Annotated in this window: 19 protein-coding genes; 17 read left to right on the plus strand and 2 right to left on the minus strand. The window is 58.9% G+C overall.

The window, feature by feature from the left end; all coding sequences use genetic code 11:
* Positions 1-214: 214 nt before the first annotated feature.
* From dprA to trmFO, 3 genes are all read left to right on the plus strand, one after another.
* A complete protein-coding gene (gene dprA, locus LDN12_RS01630) occupies positions 215-1,309 on the plus strand; it encodes a DNA-processing protein DprA (protein ID WP_223920953.1) in 1,095 nt (364 codons plus the stop codon).
* 220 nt (positions 1,310-1,529) lie between these two features.
* Positions 1,530-3,854 carry a type I DNA topoisomerase gene (gene topA / locus LDN12_RS01635; protein WP_223920954.1) on the plus strand — a complete coding sequence of 775 codons (2,325 nt, stop codon included), beginning with the start codon at positions 1,530-1,532 and terminating at the stop codon, positions 3,852-3,854.
* Positions 3,855-5,156, plus strand: coding sequence for a methylenetetrahydrofolate--tRNA-(uracil(54)-C(5))-methyltransferase (FADH(2)-oxidizing) TrmFO (trmFO, locus tag LDN12_RS01640; RefSeq protein WP_223920955.1), 1,302 nt, complete (start codon positions 3,855-3,857; stop codon positions 5,154-5,156).
* 6 nt (positions 5,157-5,162) lie between these two features.
* Here trmFO and LDN12_RS01645 read toward each other — a convergent pair whose 3' ends face one another.
* Complete coding sequence (locus tag LDN12_RS01645) at positions 5,163-6,092, minus strand: DMT family transporter (protein ID WP_223920956.1); 930 nt, start codon at positions 6,090-6,092, stop codon at positions 5,163-5,165.
* Between the two features lie 240 nt (positions 6,093-6,332).
* On the opposite strand from LDN12_RS01645, the gene LDN12_RS01650 reads away from it, so the two are divergent.
* The 6 genes from LDN12_RS01650 (at position 6,333) to LDN12_RS01675 (ending at position 11,717) form a co-directional block, all read left to right on the plus strand.
* Positions 6,333-7,076 (plus strand): basic amino acid ABC transporter substrate-binding protein, encoded by a 744-nt coding sequence (locus tag LDN12_RS01650; RefSeq protein WP_223920957.1) that lies wholly within the window; start codon positions 6,333-6,335, stop codon positions 7,074-7,076.
* A 48-nt stretch (positions 7,077-7,124) separates the two neighbouring features.
* Complete coding sequence (locus LDN12_RS01655; protein ID WP_223920958.1) at positions 7,125-7,913, plus strand: amino acid ABC transporter permease; 789 nt, start codon at positions 7,125-7,127, stop codon at positions 7,911-7,913.
* Positions 7,900-8,643 (plus strand): amino acid ABC transporter ATP-binding protein, encoded by a 744-nt coding sequence (locus LDN12_RS01660; protein ID WP_308464300.1) that lies wholly within the window; start codon positions 7,900-7,902, stop codon positions 8,641-8,643. Before LDN12_RS01655 ends, LDN12_RS01660 begins: the two co-directional genes overlap by 14 nt.
* Before the next feature lie 73 nt (positions 8,644-8,716).
* Positions 8,717-10,156 (plus strand): hypothetical protein, encoded by a 1,440-nt coding sequence (locus LDN12_RS01665; protein ID WP_223920959.1) that lies wholly within the window; start codon positions 8,717-8,719, stop codon positions 10,154-10,156.
* 64 nt (positions 10,157-10,220) lie between these two features.
* On the plus strand, positions 10,221-10,499 hold the full coding sequence (locus tag LDN12_RS01670; protein ID WP_223920960.1) for a hypothetical protein: 279 nt from the start codon (positions 10,221-10,223) through the stop codon (positions 10,497-10,499).
* A 30-nt stretch (positions 10,500-10,529) separates the two neighbouring features.
* Entirely contained in the window at positions 10,530-11,717 is a 1,188-nt protein-coding gene (locus LDN12_RS01675; protein WP_223920961.1) for an ABC transporter substrate-binding protein, read from the plus strand.
* A gap of 104 nt (positions 11,718-11,821) precedes the next feature.
* Here LDN12_RS01675 and LDN12_RS01680 read toward each other — a convergent pair whose 3' ends face one another.
* The gene (locus LDN12_RS01680) at positions 11,822-12,535 is read right to left on the minus strand and encodes a FadR/GntR family transcriptional regulator (RefSeq protein WP_223920962.1); all 714 of its coding nucleotides are present in this window, start codon (positions 12,533-12,535) and stop codon (positions 11,822-11,824) included.
* A gap of 209 nt (positions 12,536-12,744) precedes the next feature.
* On the opposite strand from LDN12_RS01680, the gene pruA reads away from it, so the two are divergent.
* From pruA to LDN12_RS01720, 8 genes are all read left to right on the plus strand, one after another.
* Positions 12,745-15,759: an L-glutamate gamma-semialdehyde dehydrogenase gene (pruA, locus tag LDN12_RS01685; protein WP_223920963.1), complete on the plus strand. Its 3,015-nt coding sequence runs from the start codon at positions 12,745-12,747 to the stop codon at positions 15,757-15,759.
* Positions 15,760-15,959: 200 nt separating this feature from the next.
* Positions 15,960-16,844, plus strand: coding sequence for a DMT family transporter (locus LDN12_RS01690; RefSeq protein WP_223920964.1), 885 nt, complete (start codon positions 15,960-15,962; stop codon positions 16,842-16,844).
* 295 nt (positions 16,845-17,139) lie between these two features.
* A complete protein-coding gene (locus LDN12_RS01695; RefSeq protein WP_223920965.1) occupies positions 17,140-17,841 on the plus strand; it encodes an AzlC family ABC transporter permease in 702 nt (233 codons plus the stop codon).
* Positions 17,838-18,161 (plus strand): AzlD domain-containing protein, encoded by a 324-nt coding sequence (locus LDN12_RS01700; RefSeq protein ID WP_223920966.1) that lies wholly within the window; start codon positions 17,838-17,840, stop codon positions 18,159-18,161. The genes LDN12_RS01695 and LDN12_RS01700 overlap by 4 nt, the downstream gene beginning before the upstream one ends.
* A gap of 218 nt (positions 18,162-18,379) precedes the next feature.
* Positions 18,380-19,585 (plus strand): class I SAM-dependent rRNA methyltransferase, encoded by a 1,206-nt coding sequence (locus tag LDN12_RS01705; RefSeq protein WP_223920967.1) that lies wholly within the window; start codon positions 18,380-18,382, stop codon positions 19,583-19,585.
* Between the two features lie 88 nt (positions 19,586-19,673).
* Positions 19,674-20,144, plus strand: coding sequence for a hypothetical protein (locus tag LDN12_RS01710; RefSeq protein ID WP_223920968.1), 471 nt, complete (start codon positions 19,674-19,676; stop codon positions 20,142-20,144).
* 105 nt (positions 20,145-20,249) lie between these two features.
* Positions 20,250-20,669, plus strand: a complete 420-nt coding sequence (locus LDN12_RS01715) for a DUF4124 domain-containing protein (protein ID WP_223920969.1) — start codon at positions 20,250-20,252, stop codon at positions 20,667-20,669.
* A gap of 36 nt (positions 20,670-20,705) precedes the next feature.
* Positions 20,706-21,029, plus strand: a complete 324-nt coding sequence (locus LDN12_RS01720; protein WP_223920970.1) for a peptide chain release factor-like protein — start codon at positions 20,706-20,708, stop codon at positions 21,027-21,029.
* Positions 21,030-21,041 lie beyond the last annotated feature (12 nt).

Here is a 21,041-nt window from a genome sequence, read left to right on the forward strand (position 1 = left end):
GCCGTTCCTTCAATCGCAAAATCCTCAGCGTAGCTCTGGCTACGCCTGCGGTTTTACTCAATCTGGAACGACAAATCTGGCCTGAACCTGAGCGTAAAAATCGATACATCAGCAAATTCCGAGTCCCTAAGCGCTCCACATGAGACCGGCCGGGAGCCGGTCTTTTTTTCTCTCTCGTCGTCCGTGCGAACAGGACGGTCGGAAGGCATGGGATATGGAAGAATTCTACTGGGTCGGACTCAAGGCGGTGCCCGGCGTCGGTAATGTCACCTTCAGACGCCTGCTGGAGCGTTTCGACGCACCCAAGTCGGCACTGGCCGCCTCGCCCAAAGAGCTGGGGAGTGTCAGGGGAGTAACTGCGGCCATGGTCGAGGCGATCAGGGAGGGCTCCTGGAAGCGCTTTGCCGATGAGGAATGCCGTCGGCTTGCCGGTAGCGGCGCCCGGCTGGTCACCTTCACCTCGGCAGACTACCCCAAGTCCCTGTTCGAGATCCCCGACCCGCCACCCTTCCTGTACGTACGGGGTGAACTGCGCAGTAGCGAACTGGCTGTCGCGATTGTCGGTTCACGGCGTGCCACCTCCTATGGTCTGCTGGCCACGGGGCGTCTTGCCGAGGCGCTTGCCGGGCATGGTGTTGCGGTAATATCAGGTATGGCCCGCGGGGTCGATACCGCAGCCCACAAGGGAGCGCTCCAGGCCGGCGGGAGGACCATCGGCGTCCTTGGATGCGGCATCGATAAGGTGTATCCCCCTGAAAACCGCAAACTCTTCGAGGCGGTGCCCGAGACAGGGTGCCTGGTATCCGAATTTTCCTTGGGGACGCTACCTCTGGCGGAGAACTTTCCCCGCCGCAACCGGATCATCAGCGGGTTATCCCGCGGCGTTCTGGTGGTGGAGGCTGCCGAAAACAGCGGTTCGCTGATCACTGCCCAGTATGCCCTGGAACACGGTCGAGACGTCTTCGCCGTCCCCGGCAATATTTCCTTCAGCGCCTGCCGCGGCAGTAATCGCCTGATCAAACAGGGTGCAAAACTCGTGGACTGTGTGGAAGACATCCTGGAGGAGTTACCCGGTTTCATCGCCAGGAATCGGAATGGGGCTCCGGAGCAGACCGCGGCGAGCACCTTTAGTCTGACACCCAAAGAAGCCGCCGTGTATGAACTGCTGGCCCGTTCGTCGCTGCACATCGACGACATCATCGCCCAAACGGAATTGACAGCCGGAGAGGTTTCCTCTATGTTACTGCACCTTGAACTCAAGGGAGCGATAACGCCGCTGCCGGGCAAACATTTCGCCGTGGCCGCGTAGGAGGTTGTTGAAAAACAGCCATATCGCCGCCGTCCTCGAAGACCCTTTCGTGCGGCGTAGCGCTGCTACGCCTCCTCATGGCCTTCTGCGGGTGCGACGATCTGACTATTTTTGAACAACCTGAGTTTCTCAACAGCCGCCCTAAAGGGCGAAATGGCCTGACCGGTCTCTCCCGATAGGTGCTAAAATAAGTCAATCATATCAGAGGATGTGTTAAAACATGCCGCAGAATCTTGTTATTGTAGAATCGCCCGCCAAGGCGAAGACCATAGAGAAGTTCCTGGGCAAGGATTACAAGGTGCTGGCCTCCTTTGGCCATGTGCGTGCCCTGCCCAGCAAACAGGGATCGGTGGATATCGGGAATGATTTCGAGCCCAAGTATCATGTGCTGCCCGAGAGCAAGAAGCACATCGACGCCATCAAGAAGGCCCTGAAGGAATCCGACCGACTACTCCTGGCGACTGACCCCGACCGCGAGGGAGAGGCCATCTCCTGGCATCTGCTGGCGGCCCTGGGGCTGGATAAAAAGAAGAATCCGGGCATCGAGATCCAGCGTGTCGTGTTCCACGAGATCACCAAGGACGCCATCATCCACGCCGTGGAGCATCCCCGCGCCATAGCCTCCGAACTGGTGGACGCCCAGCAGGCCCGTTCGGTGCTGGATTATCTGGTCGGTTTCAACCTTTCCCCCTTCCTGTGGAAAAAGATCCGTTACGGTCTCTCGGCCGGCCGGGTGCAATCCGTGGCCCTGCGCCTGGTCTGCGAACGGGAAAAGGAGATCCAGGCCTTTATCGAACAGGAATACTGGACCATTGCCGCACGTCTGGGGGTCGCACCGGGGCAGGAGTTCAAGGCAGGTCTGGTGGCGGTGGGCGGCAAGAAGCTGGGCAAGTTCGATATCCCCGGCGAAGAGGTGGCGACCGCCCTGAAGGCGGCCCTCCTGTCGGGCAGCTACCGAGTCGACAAGGTAACCAAGACCGAGAAAAAACGCACTCCTTCGCCGCCGTTCACAACCTCGACTCTCCAGCAGGAGGCCTCCCGCAAGCTGGGTTTTTCGGCCAAGAAAACCATGTCCACCGCCCAGAAGCTCTATGAGGGGATCGACATCGGCGAGGGTGGTACGGTCGGCTTGATCACCTACATGCGTACCGATAGCGTCAACCTCTCCAGTCAGGCCCTCCAGGAGGCCCATGACGTCATCTCTGCCGCCTACGGTCCGGAATACGCCCTGGCCAAGCCACGTCTCTATCGAACCAAGACCAAAAACGCCCAGGAGGCCCACGAGGCCATCCGGCCAACCTATATATCCAAAACCCCGACCGAGTTAAAGAAGTTCCTGACTCCGGACCTGTACAAATTGTACGAACTGATCTGGAAACGGACCGTGGCCTGCCAGATGGCCGAGGCGCTCCTGGACCAGACCTCGGTTGACATTGCGGCGGACCTGGCCACCCCCCCCGTCGGTGGTCCTTTCAGTGGGGCCCGGCAGGCCGGTCTGCGGGCCAGCGGCACCGTCATCCGTTTCCCCGGCTTCATGAAACTCTACATAGAAGGCGTGGATGACCAGGACGAGGAAAAGGAAGGGCTGTTGCCCGCCATGGCTGAAGGCTCTCCCCTCAAGCTGCACGAGATCCTCCCCGAGCAACATTTCACCCAGCCGCCGCCCCGCTACACTGAGGCCACCCTGGTCAAAACCCTGGAGGAGTATGGCATCGGCCGCCCTTCCACCTACGCCTCGATCATGAATACCCTGGTGGAGCGCAAATATACCCGCCTGGACAAAAAACGCTTCTTCCCCGAGGACGTAGGCATGGTGGTGAACGACCTGCTGACGGCCCATTTCGCGCGCTATGTTGACTACAACTTTACCGCCGGCCTGGAGGAGGAACTGGATCAGGTCTCCCGGGGCGAGAAACAGTGGAAACCGCTCCTGAAGGAGTTTTGGGAGCCGTTTTTCACCCTGCTCAAGCAGAAGGAGGGCGAGGTCAGCAAGTCCGACCTGACCACCGAGGCCATGGATGAGGCCTGCCCCGAGTGCGGCAAGCCGTTGGTGGTGAAACTGGGTAAGCGGGGCAAGTTCATCGCCTGTTCCGGTTTTCAGGATGGGTGCAAATACACCCGCAACATCGAGTCGGAAAAGGGGGGCGAGGTTGCGGAGCCGGTCCTGTCCGAAGAAAAATGTGAGAAATGCGGCCAGCCGATGCTGATCAAGGATGGCCGCTACGGCAAGTACCTGGCCTGTTCGGGGTATCCGGCCTGCAAGAATATCCAGCCGCTGGTCAAGCCCCGTGGCACGGGCGTAGTCTGCCCGGAATGCAAGGAAGGGGAACTGACCGAGAAGAAGTCCCGCTATGGCAAGATGTTCTACTCATGCAACCGCTATCCCCAATGCAAGTTTGCCCTGTGGGACCTGCCGGTGGAGCGGAAGTGCCCCAAGTGCGGCTTCCCGCTCCTGGTGAAGAAGATCAGCAAGCGCGAGGGAGAGTACCTCAAGTGCCCCAAGGAAGGGTGCGATTTCAAAGAGGGCGGCAAGGAACAGAAATAAGTGGACTCCCTTACCATCATCGGAGCAGGCCTGGCAGGTTGCGAAGCAGCGTGGCAGGCGGCGCAGCGCGGCGTCTCCGTAACCCTCCACGAAATGAAGCCCGAGCGCTTCTCCCCGGCCCACCATCTGCCGGGCCTGGCGGAACTGGTCTGCTCCAATTCCCTGCGGGGCGACTCCCTTGAAAACGCCGTGGGGCTCCTCAAGGAGGAGTTGCGCCGTTGCGGCTCCCTGACCATGGAGGCGGCCGAAGCCACCCGCGTCCCGGCCGGTGGCGCGCTGGCCGTGGACCGGCAGCTCTTTTCCGACTATATCACCCGAAAAATCACTGCTCATCCCCTCATCCGCCTGGAGCGGGGCGAGGTCACCGCTATACCGAACGACGGCACCGTCGTCATCGCCTCAGGTCCCCTGACCAGCGATGCCCTGGCGGAACCGCTGGCCCGTCTGACCGGCGACCGGCTCTATTTCTACGACGCCATCGCGCCCATCGTCACGGCCTCCTCCCTCGACATGACCACGATCTTCGCCGCCTCGCGCTACGGCAAAGGGGATGGGGACGACTACCTCAACTGCCCCTTGAACGAGGAGGAGTACCTGAGGTTTGTGGATGAACTGGTCAGGGGTGAAAAGGTCCCGGCGCGGGATTTCGAGAAGATCGTCCACTTCGAGGGGTGTATGCCGGTCGAGGAGATGGCGGAGCGGGGCGTGGAAACGCTCCGTTTCGGACCCATGAAGCCGGTGGGTTTGGCCGATCCCCGCACGGGCGTGGAACCCCACGCCGTGATCCAACTGCGGGCCGAGAACCGGGAGCGGACCATGTTCAACCTGGTGGGCTTCCAGACCAAGTTGACCTGGCCGGAGCAGCGCCGCATCTTCCGCATGATCCCGGGGTTGGAGCAGGCCGAGTTCGTCCGGCTCGGCTCCCTGCACCGCAATACCTTCATCAACGCCCCGGCCCTGCTGCTGGCGACTCAGCAATTGAAAAGCGATCCTCGCATCATCTTTGCCGGCCAGATTACCGGCGTGGAGGGGTATGTGGAGTCGGCGGCCAGCGGTTTCCTGGCCGGTATAAACGCTGCACGCCTCCAGCAGGGTGGTTCCCTGCCCGTGCCCCCGGCCGAAACGGCTTTGGGAGCGCTGATGCATCATCTCACCAACGCCGACGTGCGCCACTTCCAACCCATGAATGTCAATTACGGCCTGTTCCCCGAACTGCCGGGCAGGGTGAAGAAGAAGGAAAAACGCCAGAAACTGGCGGAGCGCGCCCTGGAGATGCTTGAGGAGTGGCGCCTTAGTTTGTAGCTGTCCCTATTCGCCGGCCCGGTATTCATCCAGTACGCTGATCTCCGACTCAGTGGCCCCTTCTTTTGTCCGCTTCCCCCACATTCCCACATTTTCCGGCAGTATGGAGATGATCATGCCTCCCAGGATCAAGAGTGCCCCCACCAGGCCGTAGATACCCAGCCGTTCGTTGATGGCATACCAGGCGTACAGCGCCGCAAAAACCGGTTCGGTGCAGAAGATCAGAGCCGTGTTGGTGTGGCTGATGAAGCGCTGCATGGACGTTTGCACCAGAAAGGCGAAAACGGTGGCAATCAGCGAGCAGACGATCAAGGTCCCCAGGAGTTGAGGATACCAGATAAAGAGCTGCTTGCCGCGAATAAGGGCGCCGGCAGTGCTCAGGAGGGCCACGACGCCCAATTGTATGGCAGTCAGCCAGTAATAGTCGCTTTGGCGGGCAAATTCACCGGTATAGATAAGGTGTAATGAGACGCAGAGTGCGCAGATGGCTGCCAGGATATCGCCGGTGGTGAGGCTCCAACTCCCGTTACCGCACAGAAGGAATAGGCCGATAACGGAGAGTGCCACGGCTACCTTGACGGTCTTAGGAATGCGTTGGCGCAGCATGAGAGCCGAGATGACCGGTACCATGACCACATTCAACCCGGTCAGGAAGGCGGTATTGGAGGCACTGGTGTAGAGCAGCGCGACGGTCTGGAAGGCATAGGAGCCGAAGAGGAAAAGCCCCATCAGGCACCCCTGGCGCAGGGTCCTCAGGTCCAGGCGCTTGCCCTTGATCATGCTGACCGGGAGGATAAGGGCAAAGGCCAGAATAAAACGCTGGGCCAGAAATACAAAAACATCAACGCTTGCCACGGCCTCTTTGACGACCGTGAAGGTCACCCCCCAGAAAAAGGTGGTGGTCAGCAGCAACACTGCTGCTTTGAATCGATTCATTAAACAGTTCTCCGAAATCCCGCAAGATAGTTTGGTGGTATCAAAAATAATGATATCGACATGTTTCATAAACGAAGCCATCGTCGAGAGCAAGCAAAAAGCAAAAAAAACTCCGCCGAACTGTTTCCGAAACGTTACGAACCGGTGTTTTTTTGTTGACAATACGGCGGTACATCCCATAAAAGTACAGCGTGGTCTTACCATTATCGTTTACCATTTAATCAAAAAGGAGAGGATCCAATGAAATTATTGCGTACACTCGCCGCAACGGCGGCACTGCTTTCTACTCTGTCTCTCACCGCATTTGCCGCTCCCAAGAGCATCAAGGTCGCGACCGACGCCACATGGCCGCCGATGGAGATGGTTGACGCAAATAAACAGATCGTTGGCTACGATATCGACTTTTTGAAGGCTGTCGCCAAGGAGGCCGGCGTAGCCGTTGAGATCAAGAATACCGCATGGGACGGCATCTTCGCGGGCCTTGATTCCGACCGGTACGACGCGATCATCTCTTCCGTCACCATCACGAAAGAGCGCCAGGCGAAATATGATTTTACCGAACCGTATACCAGTATCGGCCAGATCCTGGTCGTGCCCAAAACCAACAAAACCGCCAAGGTCATTGCCGACCTGAAAGGCAAGAAGGTTGGCGCGCAGATTGGTACCACCGGCGCGATGGAGATCAAGAAGGTCACCGGTGTCGAACTTAAAACCTATGACGAGATCGGTCTGGCCTTCGAGGATATGGCTGCCGGCCGCATCTCGGGTGTGGTGTGCGATGAACCGGTTGCCGCCCACTTTGCCCTGCAGAAAAAGGAATATCGGGACAAATTCAAGATCGTCGGCAAATCCTTCACCAAGGAAGCCTACGGTATGGTTGTGAAAAAGGGAAATAAGGAACTGGTTGCCCTCCTCAACAAAGGGATCAAGGCGGTCAAGGCTAAAAAGCTGGACGTCAAGATTCACACCAAGTGGGTGAAGTAAATTGCTGAGTAGGGGCGATGATTCCCCCATCGCCCCTTCCCGCCCACCATGCCAAAGAATCCTGCACCCCATACTCCCATAGAGGTAGGCGACGGCGCCGCCATCCCGCACAAGGGCGATGCCGGTTTGTTTACTGCCTGGCGTATCGCTTTCTTCGGAGCGATCTTCGTCTCCCTGTATCTTGCCTTCGGCAAGCCGGACCCCTACTTCGAAATCTTCAAATTCGTCCCTGACGGCATCCTGGTCACCTTCAAGGTCACCGTCGGGGCCATCCTGCTGGCTACGCTCATCGGTCTGATCACCGGTCTGGGAAGGATCTCCTCCAACCGGTTAGTCAATGGCACCGCCTCCCTGTATGTGGAGGTGATCCGGGGCATCCCGCTTCTGGTCCAGATATTCTACATTTATTACGCGCTTGGCCGCTTCGTGAAGATCCCCGATATGCTGAGTGCCATCATCGCCATGGCGGTCTGCTACGGCGCCTACATGGGCGAGGTTTTCCGGGCGGGCATTCAGTCCATACCCAAAGGCCAGATGGAAGCAGCCCTTTCCCTGGGCATGTCCCGCAGCCAGGCCATGCGTCAGGTCATTCTGCCCCAGGCCTTCAGGGTGGTGCTGCCCCCCATCGGCAACGAGTTCATAGCCCTGCTCAAGGACTCCTCCCTGGTCTCCATCCTGGCCGTCTCCGACCTGCTGCGCCGCGGCCGGGAGTACGCCTCGGAGACCTTCAGCTATTTTGAAACCTATACGGTTATCGCCCTGATCTATCTGATCATGACCCTGTTTTTTTCCAAACTGATCGGCATCATGGAGGAACGGCTCAATGCAGGAAAATAGCCGGCTTATGATCGAGGTCAGCGGGGTCTCCAAGTTTTACGGCTCGTTCCAGGCGCTAAAGGATGTCTCCTTCAGCGTCCGGGACGGCGAAAAGGTGGTCATCATCGGCCCCAGCGGGTCCGGCAAGAGTACCATCCTGCGCTCCATAAACCGCCTGGAGACCATTGACCGGGGCCGCATAATAGTGGACGGCATGGATGTGAGCGATCCGAAGGTCGATATCAGCAAGGTGCGGGAAGAGGTCGGGATGGTCTTCCAATCCTTCAACCTTTTCCCCCACAAGACCGTGCTGGAGAACCTGACCCTGGCCCAGGTCGTCGTTCGCAAACGCAACAAAAAGGAAGCGGAACAGATTGCCCTGGAGCTGCTGCATAAGGTCGGTATCGCCGAGAAGGCTGCCGCCTATCCCGTCAAGCTCTCCGGTGGCCAGCAGCAGCGGGTGGCCATTGCCCGTTCCCTGGCCATGAACCCCAAGGCGATCCTGTTCGATGAACCGACCTCGGCCCTCGACCCGGAGATGATCGGCGAGGTACTGGATGTCATGAAGAACCTGGCCCGGGAAGGGATGACCATGGTAGTGGTTACCCACGAGATGGGCTTTGCCCGGGAGGTGGCCGACCGGGTCATCTTTATGGATCACGGCCGGATTGTGGAGGAGGGGACCCCGGAGCATTTCTTCACCAGCCCCGACCACGAGCGGGCCAAGCTGTTTTTGAGCCAGATATTGTAATGCGCAGCGATGCGCGCTCCCGTTGAGGGGGGGATGTAATAAAGCAGCACATCACACCAAAGGAGGAAGTACAATGAAAAGAAGCAGAATCCTGGCAGTGCTGGCCGTCCTCGGCCTGACCGCCGCTGCGGCCGTCCCGGCAATGGCGCTGGAGAACGAGTTCCACGGTATGTTTGGTGCCCGTTATGACAACTCCAACTTCAACGGTACCAAAACAACCGATTTCAATGCAGCCGGAGGCGCCCAGTACGACCCGACCGGAACAACCAAAAATGTGTATTCTGCCAACTACGTCGAACAGCGTGCCCGTCTCCAGTACATCGCCAAAGCCAACGCCGATCTGAAGCTGGTTACTCATTTCGAGTTGGACTACACCTACTGGGGCAACAGCTCCTATACCGTCGGCCGCAACCAGGGCGGCGCCTTGGGTGCCGATACGGTCAACATCGAAACCAAGAATATCTATCTGGATGCCAACATCTTCAAGAACGTCAATATGAAGCTGGGCATGATGCCCAACAACGATGCCTTCAAAGGCGTACTGTTTGACGCCGACATGGCCGGCCTGCTGCTTTCCAGCAGCTATGGCAAGTTTTCCCCCTCCATCGGCTACTTCCGCTTTAACGACAAGGGCGGCAGCGTTGACCAGGTCCTCGGTCACAAAACCAACGACATGTTCATGCTGGACGGCAAGTTTGAGGTAACCAAGGATCTGAAAGTCGGTGCTGCTTATTATTTCTTCAGGGACAACCAGGTGACCGGCAGCACGACGGATACGACCTTTGGCGCCGGCGATACCATCCTCGGCTATTTGCCCGATGGTACCGCAGTCCATAGCACCCAGCCGACGACAACTACTACTGTGAATTCCAACGACGTCAAGATTCATGCCCTTGGTCTGAATGCCGAGTACGGCATGGGCCCCCTGACCCTGAACGGCTTTGCCATCTATGAGACCGGCTGGAATAATGTCGTTTCCGGCAAAAAGACCTATGTCAACGCCTTTGCCGGCAACGTGGGCGCCAAGCTCAAGGCCGGCCCCGGCACCGCCCATGCTGAATTCCTCTATGTAAGCGGTTCCAGCGCGGACGGCAAAAATGCTTTCTACGCTGTGGATGGCGAGCACGGCTACTACGACAACGAGATGGTCATCCTTGGTCGCGACAAGAATGCCTTCTTCACCATTGACAACTCCATCATCTACAACTCCGGTAATTCCGGCCAGGGACAGATCGGCGGCTACATCGGGTATGAGCTGCCGGTCTCCGACAGGCTGACCACAGCCTGCAATGCCGGTTTCGCCGCTGTTGCCAAGGATACCGCCGGGACCCACAAGAGTAATTACCTGGGTACCGAACTCAATGCCGAGGCCAACTACAAACTGTTCGAAAACCTGACGGCCGGTGTTCGCGTTGCCTACGTCATTCTGGGCGACTACTACAAGGATCAGGCTACCAATGGCACACCCGTCAATCCCTACGACGCATCACTGATCATCAAATACGCGTTCTAATTGCCGAAACCAGCGGGGGCGCTTCTACGCCCCCGCGCCATTCCAAACATCAAGGAGCAAGCACATGAGAAAAATTCTGATCACCGTACTGGCCGCCTTTGCGCTCTCCGCCACCAGCATGGCATTTGCCGCAGATGTCAAGAGCAATGAAAAAAATGAGTGCCTGCTGGCTTCCAAAGGGTGCAAGGACCAGGTTGACAGCATCCAGCAGAGGATCAAGAAACTTAATACCGAGATCAAAAAGGGCAAAAAGGTGTATTCCGCCGATGAGTTGAAAAAACTCAAGCAGAAGCTGCAAGAAGCCGACGATATCCTCAAAGACCTGGAAAAACCGGGTCACTAAACAGTCACCATTTCTCCAAAGGAGGAAACAATGAACTTCAAGAAGATTGCAGCACTGCTGCTGGCCGGTTCGCTGGCCCTGTCGCTTGCCGCCGGTTGTAAAAAGAAGGAAGAGGCCAAGACGGAAGAAGCTCCCAAGGCCGCCGGCGACACGGTAAAAATCGGTTTCCTCGGCGCCCTGACCGGTGACGTTGCCATGTTCGGCGCTCCGACCCTGGTCGGCATGAAGATGGCGGCCGAAGAGATCAATGCGGCCGGTGGCGTCAACGGCAAGAAGATCGAGATCGTTGAGGCCGATGACCGCGGCGATAAGCAGGAAGGCGCCTCGGTCACCCAGAAGTTGATCAGCCGCGACAATGTTGTGGCCATCGTCGGCGACCCGACTACCGGCATCACCAAGGTGGCCGCTCCCATCGCCCAGAAGGCCCAGGTTGTGTTGCTCTCCGCCGGTGCCACCGGCACGGGCGTGGTCGAGATCGGCGACTACATCTACCGCGACACGCTGCTGGATAGTGTGGCGATCCCGGCCCTCTTGGATTACTACGCCAAAAACCTCAAGTTCAAGAGAGTGGCCATGATCACCTCCGACAACAACGATTACAGCGTCGGCATGTCACAACTCTTCCGTGATTCCGCCAAGGGTGCCGGCATCGAGATCGTGGCTGACGAGAAGATCAAAGACGGCGACAAGGACTTTTCCGGCCAGATGACCAATATCAAGGCAAAAAAACCGGACATCATCTTTTACTCCGGCTACTATACCGAAGGCGCGCTGCTGATGAAGGAAGCCCGCAAGCAGGGTATCAAGGTCAACATGTTCGGCGGAGACGGCCTGTTCTCGCCTGAATTCATCAAGCTGGGCGGCGATGCAGTCGAGGGCTCCATGTCCTACGTCGGTTTCTCTCCCGAGCAGGCATCACCGGTTACCGCCAAGTTCATCGAGGCCTTCAAGGCCAAGAATAACGGCGCTCTGCCGGGTCTGTTCGACGCCCAGGGGTATGACGCGGTCAAGCTGATCGCTGCGGCCATGACCACCTCCAAGAGCACGGATCCTAAGGTGTTCAAGGATGCCATCGCCAAGACCAAGAACTTCGAAGGCGTTTCCGGCACTATCACTATCCGTGCCAACCGCGAGCCGATCAAATCGCCGCTTTGCCTCCTGGAAGTCAAAGGCGGCAAGTATGTGCTGAAGGCCAAGGTTCCGGTCAAGATGGACTAGATTGTGTTGTAACGGATTCGTGGCTCCCTCCACGAATGCAAAAACGCCGTGCGGCCATAAAGGCTGCACGGCGTTTATTTTTTATCATGTCCGGGAGGAGGATTTCAGATGTCCTTTTCCTCCATGTAGGCATTGAAGCGCCGTACATGCTCCTGGGCCAATCCCCGTGCCGTTTCTGCGTCGCGCCCGGTCACGGCGGCAACAATAGCCCGCAGATCGCAAAAATTCTCCTGGAGTATCTTCTTGCCCCGCGGCAGATAGTTCTCATAATAGGTGTGGATGTTGTAATACACACTCTCCAGGACGGAGATAAAGAGCAGATTGCCGCTCATGCGGGCCAGTGCCATGTGGAGCTTCTCGTCGGTGCGGATAAAGGCATCCCACCCTTTGCGCCCCTCCTTCAGGTGCTCTTCGGCCTCTTGCAACAGCCTGTTAAGAAGCGCCATATCCTCATCCTGACCCCGTTGGGCCGCCAGGGCCGCCACGCCGCCTTCCATCCCTTCCCGGAATTCGGCCAGGTCGCGTGGGGAAACCGTCCGGTTGCGGATCAGCAGTCCAAGGTTCTCACTGAGCTGTTCGCTGTTGACCTCCCTGATGATGGACCCGCCCGCCACGCCGGTCCGGATCTCGATCAGCCCTTTTTGTTCCAGTACCCGCAACGCTTCGCGAAGCGTTCCCCGGCTTACGCCGAACTGCTCTTTCAGCTCCCGTTCGGCGGGAAGCTGGCTGCCCGGTTTGAGTGTCCCTGCTATGATGGCCTCCTGGATTTGTTCGACCACATCCTGGTAGGCCCGGCTCTGTTTGACATGATTGAACATGTTGCTATCCTTTCTCAGGGAGTTCACTATCGGTTTCCCAAATCACTAATGGTTGAACCACACTACCATTTTTGGCGACAGGAGACAAGCGGCCGCTGAGACCGCGCCGTTTTTGTTTGCTTGACACGCGTCGGAAAATTGATTACTAATGGTTTAACCATTAGCATTTATTTGCATCAACATACTGATCGAAACACAAGGAGTGTCTTATGCAGAATCCGGAACTCAACGCAAAGATCGTAGCGCGCGGCAAAGGTTTTTTCTCTACCATCTCCGGGGAAAAGCCGTCCCTCTTCAACAAGGGAGCCTGGATGGGCAAGGTGATGGATTGGAGCATGCAGAACGAACAATTCAAGATCCAGATGTTCCGTTTTGTGGATGCCTTTCCGTCCTTGACGACCTCCAAGCTGTTGACCGACCACATCCGCGAGTATTTCGGCGAGGAAAAGGACATGCCGCCGGTACTCTCCACCGGCGCCAAGATGGCTGGTATGCTCGGTTCCCTGGGGGGAGCGGTGCTCAACAAGGTCATCTCGGCCAATATCCAGGAGATGGCCCGCCAGTTTATCGTGGGGGAGAACACCAAAGAAGCGATCAAGAACATGGAAAAGCTGCGCAAGGACGGCTTTGCCGCCGTGGTGGACGTGCTTGGCGAGGCTACCCTCTCGGAAGAAGAGGCAGAGGTCTATGTGACGACCTACCTGGAACTTCTGGACGCCCTCAAAGATGAACAGAAGGGATGGAAAGGACTTGCCGGCAAGGCAGGCGAGCCGAATCTGGACTGGGGCCACGCACCCAAGGTCAATGTCGCGGTCAAGCCGACCGCCCTGTTCTGTCTGGCCAACCCCCAGGATTTCGAAGGCTCGGTCGAAGCCATCCTGCGCCAGATGCGCCGAATCTGCGCCAAGGTGGTAGAAATGGGCGGCTTCCTCTGTATCGACATGGAATCCTACCGCTTCAAGGACATTACTCTGGAAGTCTTTCGCCGCCTGAAGATGGAATATAAGGATTATCCCCACATAGGCATCGTGTTTCAGGCCTACCTGAAGGACACCGACAAGGATCTGGCCGATATGCTGTCCTGGGCCAAGGCTCAGAATACGCAGATATCGATTCGTCTGGTGAAAGGGGCCTACTGGGATTACGAGACGGTCAAGGCCAAACAGATGGGGTGGCCGATCCCGGTCTGGACCATCAAGGCTGAAAGCGACGCAGCGTATGAGCGCCAGGCGCGTATGATCCTGGAAAACCACCAGGTCTGCCATTTCGCCTGCGCCTCCCACAACATTCGCACCATCTCGGCCGTAATGGAGATGGCCAACGAACTGCAGGTGCCCGAGTCACGTTATGAATTCCAGGTGTTGTACGGCATGGCAGAACCGGTCCGCAAGGGGATCCTCAAGGTGGCGGGGCGCATCCGTCTCTACTGCCCCTATGGCGATATGGTGCCGGGCATGGGATACCTGGTACGGCGCCTGTTGGAGAATACCGCAAATGAATCATTCCTGCGCCAGAGCTTTGCCGAAGATGCCCAGATCGAGCGCCTGCTGGAGGACCCGGAAAAGACCGCGGAACGCGAACGGAGCGAACGGGCCGCAAAGCCGAAGAAAGCGGTGGCCGGGCCCGGTGGTCTGCCCCGTTTTGTCAACGACTCGATGGTGGACTTCACCCGCGCCGACCATCGGGCTGCCTTCCCGACTGCCATTGCCCAGGTGCGCAACGGTTTTGGGAAAACCTATCCGCTCTTTATCGGCGGCCAGGAAGTGACCACCGGCGACCGGATCCCGACCGTCAACCCCGCCAAACCGTCGGAGGTATTGGGACAGATCTGTCAGGCCGGCATCCCCGAGGTAACCAAGGCCATCGCCGCCGCCAAGGCCGTTTTCCCGGCCTGGCGCGACACGTCGCCCCGCGATCGGGCTCACTATCTGCTCAAGGCAGCGGAGATCGCCCGCAGGCGTGCCTTCGAACTGTCGGCGTGGCAGGTGCTGGAGATCGGCAAACAGTGGGATCAGGCCTATGCCGACGTGGGCGAGGCGATAGATTTCCTGGAGTACTATGCCCGGGAGATGATCCGTCTGGGGGCTCCCCAGCGGGTCGGCAACGCCCCTGGCGAACTGAATCATTATTTCTATGAGCCCAAAGGTCTGGCGGCGGTTATCGCCCCGTGGAACTTTCCTCTGGCCATCAGCATGGGTATGGCCTCAGCCGCCATTGTGGCCGGCAATCCGGTGATCTATAAGCCCTCCAACATCACCGGCATCATCGGCCATCACTTGGTAGAGATCTTTAAAGAGGCCGGACTTCCGGCCGGCGTGTTCAACTATGTTCCCGGCCGGGGGAGTGTGATGGGGGATTTCCTGGTGGATCACCCGGATATCAGCCTGATCGCCTTCACCGGTTCCATGGAGGTAGGACTGCGGATCGTCGAGCGGGCCGCCAAGGTCTATCCCGGCCAACCAAACGTCAAGAAGATCATCTCCGAGATGGGGGGCAAGAACGCCATCATCATCGACGACGATGCCGACCTGGACGAGGCCGTGCCTCACGTTCTCTACTCGGCTTTTGCCTTCCAGGGGCAGAAGTGTTCGGCCTGCTCACGGGTCATCGTCCTTGACGCTGTCTACGACAAATTCACGGACCGCTTGGTCAAGGCGGCCCAGGCCTATCGTGTCGGCCCCTCCGAGGACCCGGCCAACAGCATGGGGGCCGTGGCCGACGCCGCCGCCCAGAAGAGTATCCTTGAGTATGCCGCACTGGGTAAGCAGGAAGGGAAGCTGCTCTACGAAAGCCCGGTCCCCCAAGGCGAAGGATACTGGGTGCCGCTGACCATTGTCGACGGCATCACCCCGCAGCACCGCCTGGCGCAGGAGGAGGTCTTTGGTCCGGTGCTGGCGATCATGCGCGCCAAGGATTTCGATCAGGCTATTGAGTGGGCCAATTCGACCCGCTTTGCCCTGACCGGCGGCATCTTCAGCCGCAGCCCCGAACACCTGGCACGGGCGCGCCGCGATTTCCGGGTCGGCAACCTGTACATCAACCGCAACAATACCGGGGCCCAGGTGGAGCGCCAGCCATTCGGCGGGTCGCGCATGTCGGGCGTCGGTACCAAGGCGGGCGGCCCCGACTATCTGCTTCACTTCATGGACCCGCGGGTTGTGACGGAAAATACCATGCGTCGGGGGTTTGCGCCGATAGAGGCTGACGACGACTGGGTCGAATAGGAATGCGCCACTTTTTCGCAATCTCGGCGGCAGGCTTCACGCCTCCTTGTGCGGCGTCGCCCTTCGCCTTCCTTGACCTTGCAAAAAATTGACGCATTCCAAAGGCTTAAGCGCACCAAAGCCCGCACATCGCGGGCTTTGGTCGTTTTAGCAGCAATAAAGCCTTTTCAAAACAGTAAAACTCTGGAAAAATACGCGGCATGACGGAATCAACCAAAGGAACTATCTATGCCCTGCTGTCGGTGGGGCTGTTTGCCACCCTCGGCACCGGCTTCAAGGTGGCGGTAACGCATCTGGGCAGTTTTTCGGTCGTGGTCTGGATGGGCATATGGGCTACCCTGTCCTTGCTGGCATGGCTGGCATGGGAGCGCAAACTCGGGCTCATGGCGGCCGAGTTTCGCCGTCGGCCGATGTTTTTCGCCTTGGCCGGTGTGATTGGCCTGGGGGTGCAGCAACTGCTCTGCCTGAAAACCTATGAGTATATCCCGGCCAGCCAGGCCGTAATCCTGCATTATACCTACCCCCTGGTCATGTTGTTCCTGTCGTGGCTTATGTTCCGGGAACGGTCCAACTGGTGGGCGGTGCTCTGTGTGGCGCTGGGCTTCGCGGGAGTCTGCGTGCTGGTGGCCGCCGGGGGAGGGCTGGGCGACGTGCGGCTCTCGGCCGGGGTGGCGCTGGCCATGGGGACCTCCTTCTCTTTTGCCCTGTTTTGCGTACTGATCAAGCATGCCCGCTTCCCGGTGACGGCCGGCATGTTTCTCTTCAACCTGTTCGGCCTGCTGTTCCTCTTGTGCTTGTTGCCTTTCTATCCCATGCGCTGGACGCCCGATGGGGGAGAAATGCTGCTGTTGGCCTACCTGGGAGTGGTGACCACCGCCCTGGCCCTGATCCTCTGGAACCGGGCCCTGCGTATGATCCCCACCAGCCGTTCATCCAACTGTGCCCTGCTGGTGCCGATACTCTCCCTGGTCTGTATCGCCCTGGTACTGAAGGAGCAGGTGTCGGGCATGCAGGCCATGGGCATGGCGGTTGTCATCGGATCGGTATTCCTGAACGTCAAACTGGCTGGGCCATCCAGAATATGAACCCTGAATCGGGGTCCGTGATGCCTGAACGGCTCCGCTCGCTCAGCATGCCTCAGTCTCGGCATTGCCGGTCGTATCTCCACCGCGGCGGACTACACGCGGCAGAGCCGGTATGGTGTCTCACGGGCGGCGATGGACTCCGGCATGTCGCTCGCTCCACCGTTCAAGCATCACGGTTCCCGGTTATTGCCGAACCCGTGGCATCTTCATGGCCCCTCCCGTTCCGTATGCCTCGATCCCAGCCTTGCCGGTGGGTCGTTTTGCCAGCCAGTCATCCCGGATTCAGGTTAACGTAATGGCAAAAACGATTGATTACGCGAAAGAGGGGCTAAAGGCGGCGTGGCCGATCTGCCTCGGCTACTTCCCTATCGGTCTCTCCCTGGGGGTGCTCGCCCAGAAAGGGGGACTGCTCCCCTGGCAGGTGGCGCTCATGTCGATCGCGGTCTTTGCCGGCGGCTCCCAGTTCATCGCCGTTGCCATGCTCGGCAGTGGCGCGTCCATCCCGGCCATTGTGACCACGACCTTCATGGTCAATCTGCGTCACCTGCTCATGAGTTCTGCCCTGGCGGTGCATTTTCCCGGCGTTTCCCGGCGCTTTCTGGCCTTGTTCGCCTACGGCGTGACCGATGAAAGCTTTGCCGTCAACATGGTCCGGTTCAGTCAGGGGGGATGGGATCGGCGGAGTGCCCTGGCCCTCAATCAGGCCGGCAACTTCACCTGGCTCGTCAGCACCGTGGCCGGGGTCTATGTTGGAGAGTTCATCCCTGCCGGCACCCTGGGGATCGACTACGCCCTGACCGGCATGTTTATCTGCTTGCTGGTCTTCCAGTTGCGCGGCCCGGTCTTCGTTGCCACCGCCCTGATGGCGGCCTTCTGCTCCGTGCTTGCCTTTCTCTGGCTGCCGGGCAACGCTTACGTGATCGTTGCCTCCATTATGGCGGCCACGGCCGGGTTCATACTGAAACGCTCACTGCGCCATTGGAGGGCAAGGCCATGAGCGTCACCGATTATCTCCTGCTGATCATCGGCATGGGCGCTGCGACCTACCTGCCGCGCATGCTGCCCCTGGTAACCTTCTCCCGCAGGCAACTGCCCGCCTGGTTCGTGGAGTGGCTGGAGTTGGTCCCGCCCGCCATCCTGAGCGCCTTGATCGCCCCGACGCTGTTTGCTCAAACCACCCCCCGCCTGTTCGTTCCAGGCAAGATCGAACTGCTGGCCGCCCTGCCAACGCTGGTGTTCGCCCTCAGGACCCGTTCCCTGGCCGGGACGGTGGTGGTGGGTATGCTCTGCTATTGGGGATTGCATTACCTGATGTAATATCGGCTACAAATCCAGGCGTTATAAGTGTCGGCTTGTCTTCGGTTTCTCAACGCACCCCTGTATGCCCTCGTTGCTTCAATTTTCTCCGCCTTGACTTTATCCCTGATTTTGAAACCGGTATATTTACCTCTGCCCGAATTTGGGCTTTGTGGTTGCCAACAGGGCGGTTTGTGGGTAAAAGAGGGGATAGCTAAAATAGATCGGAGACCGGCACAATGCATGCGTCCGAATGGAAAATAGGGCCGGAATCGGTGCGGATGCTGGAGTTGGGGCATCCCTGGATCATTGCCGACAATTATACCAAGCGCTGGCCGACCGGTCAGGCCGGCCAGACTATCGAGTTGGCTGACGGTCAGGGCCGTTTCCTGGCGACGGCCCTGCTCGACCCGCAGGATCGTATCGTCGCTCGAGTGCTGTCCCGGGAGCGGATGCACCTGGACCGCGCCTGGCTGACGAAGCGACTTCAGGCGGCCCTCGAACTGCGCCGCAACCACGCCGATCTTGGGGACACCGACGCCTACCGGTTGGTCAATGCCGAGGGAGACGGGCTACCCGGTCTGACCGTAGACCGTTACGGCGACTACCTGATGGTGCAGGTCTACTGCACCGGGTGGCGTCCGTACCTCAAACTCGCGATCCAGGCCCTGAACGACCTGCTCACGCCCCAAGGTATTTACGAGAAGACCCGTCCCCAAAAAACCCGCGAACTGGAGGCGGTCAGCGACACCAAGAGCTACGGCAGGTTGCTTGCCGGCACAGCCGCTCCTCAGCGCCTGGAGGTGCGGGAAAACGGACTCAGCTTCCTGGTGAGCCTGGAGCAGGGTTTGAATACCGGGTTGTTCCTCGATCAGCGCAAAAACCGCCGGGACCTGATGTCCCGCGTGGCGGGCAAGCGGGTGCTCAACCTGTTCTCTTACACCGGCGCCTTCTCGGTGGCTGCCGCGGCGGCGGGGGCCGTCCAGGTTGCCAGTGTGGACGCCTCGCCCGGCTATACCGAGTGGGCCAAGGCAAATTTCGGCCTCAACCGGCTTAATCCCAAGCGGCATGAGTTTATTGTGGGCGACTGTCAGCAGGTGCTAGCCGATCTGGGCAACCGCGGGTGCCGTTACGACGTGGTGCTGATGGACCCGCCCTCCTTCTCCACCACGGCCAAGAGCCGCTTCACAACCCGGGGCGGAACCTCCGATCTGGTAGCCGCCTCGCTGCCGCTTCTGAGCGGCAACGGCTTGCTGATAGCCTCCTCCAACCACCAGAAGGTGGATACGGCTGATTACCTCAAGGAACTGCGTCGCGGCGCACTCCAGGCGGGGCATGAACTGAGGGTCATCACCCTGGGCGGACAACCGGAGGATTTTCCCTACCCGGTCACGTTTCCCGAAGGGCGCTACCTCAAGTACGCCATATGTGTCAAGGGCTCGTAAACGGACTGGTGATCGCCCCCGACATTTCGCTCGATCAACAGTTCGGCATTACCGGTTCAGAAAAAAATCGCAAAGGTGCGTCACGAACATGAATATGAACTACGGATTCCTCAAAGATTTTGCCATTATCGTCGGCGGGCTGGTAACCATCTTCGCCTTTCTCAACGGCCTTTTGGAATACCGGCGCCAGGGGCGGCAGAAACGGGAGGAACACTTTACCCTGCTGCGCCGCCGCCTGAAGGAAAACCCGAGGTTCAAGAGGATCTGTTCCCTGTTGTTCTCCGATGATCCGCGCCTGGCCGAGGTCGATGCCCAGGACAAACGGGATTTCATCGGCCTGCTGGAGGAGGTGGCGCTCCAGATGAATTCGGGCCTGATCCGCCCGGAACTGGCCCATTACATGTTCGGCTACTACACGGTCAAATGCATGGAGAGCAAGGATTTCTGGGCCAATCTGACCCTCGAGGAGATTTACTGGAACCTGTTTCATGATTTTGCCCGGGAGATGAAGTGCAGGGAGGCGACCTTTGTCTTCGATCGCAGCAAACTACGTTTTTAACGAAGTTTCCGGCAGACGCCAACCTGGTCATGATTGGTGTCCGGCGTGAAAGGGTGCTACAATAGCTCGGTAAACGAGATGGTGTATTGGGGCAGGAGGTTCGTCATGAGATCATTGGCTATCGCCGCGGTGGCCCTCTGCTGCACAGTGACCGGGGCCAGCGCCCTGACATACCGCTGGACCGACGACAACGGGGTGGTCAATTTCACCGACAGTCTGGAAACGGTGCCTGCCAGATACCGCCATAAGGCCGTCAAGGAACCGGATATCACCACCAGCGACCCCCGTATCAGGGAAGAGGTACGGCAGCAGGAAGAACGCGCCCGCCAGGAGGAAGCGTCCCAGCCGCCGGTGGTAACGACACCCGACTACGTGCCGCCCCCGCTGAAGGTCGCGCCGCCCAAGGTGGAGGGCGACGAACTGCCGCAAGGTCGGACCAGGAGTCAGAAGATCCGGGACAACATTGAACGGCGCAAGGCCGAAGAGGAAAAAGCCCGGCAGTCCGGAAGCCAGCAATCCCAGTGAGGGGTGCGCAGTAGAGTTTGTTACGATGGTGATACCATGGCGGTAGAGATACACGAGTCTGACATAAAGATCGAATTCTACCGCGGATCGGGACCGGGCGGCCAGCACCGGAACGTGACCGACTCGGCGGTGCGCATCCGCCACCTGCCGACCGGCATCGTGGCCCAAGCCTCGGAGAGTCGTTCCCAGGCCCAGAACCGGGAGGTAGCGCTGGAGCGCCTGCGTTCTGCGCTGGAAAAACGTGAGCGCAAGGTCAAGAAGCGCATCGCCACCCGTGTGCCCAGGAAAGCGCGGGAAGAGCGCTTGAGCGAGAAGCGTATCGTGTCCCAGCGCAAGCGGCTGCGCACGACGCTCGATTGAGGAACGGGGACC

This window comes from Geobacter sp. AOG2 (assembly GCF_019972295.1).
Classification (GTDB): Bacteria; Desulfobacterota; Desulfuromonadia; order Geobacterales; family Pseudopelobacteraceae; genus Oryzomonas.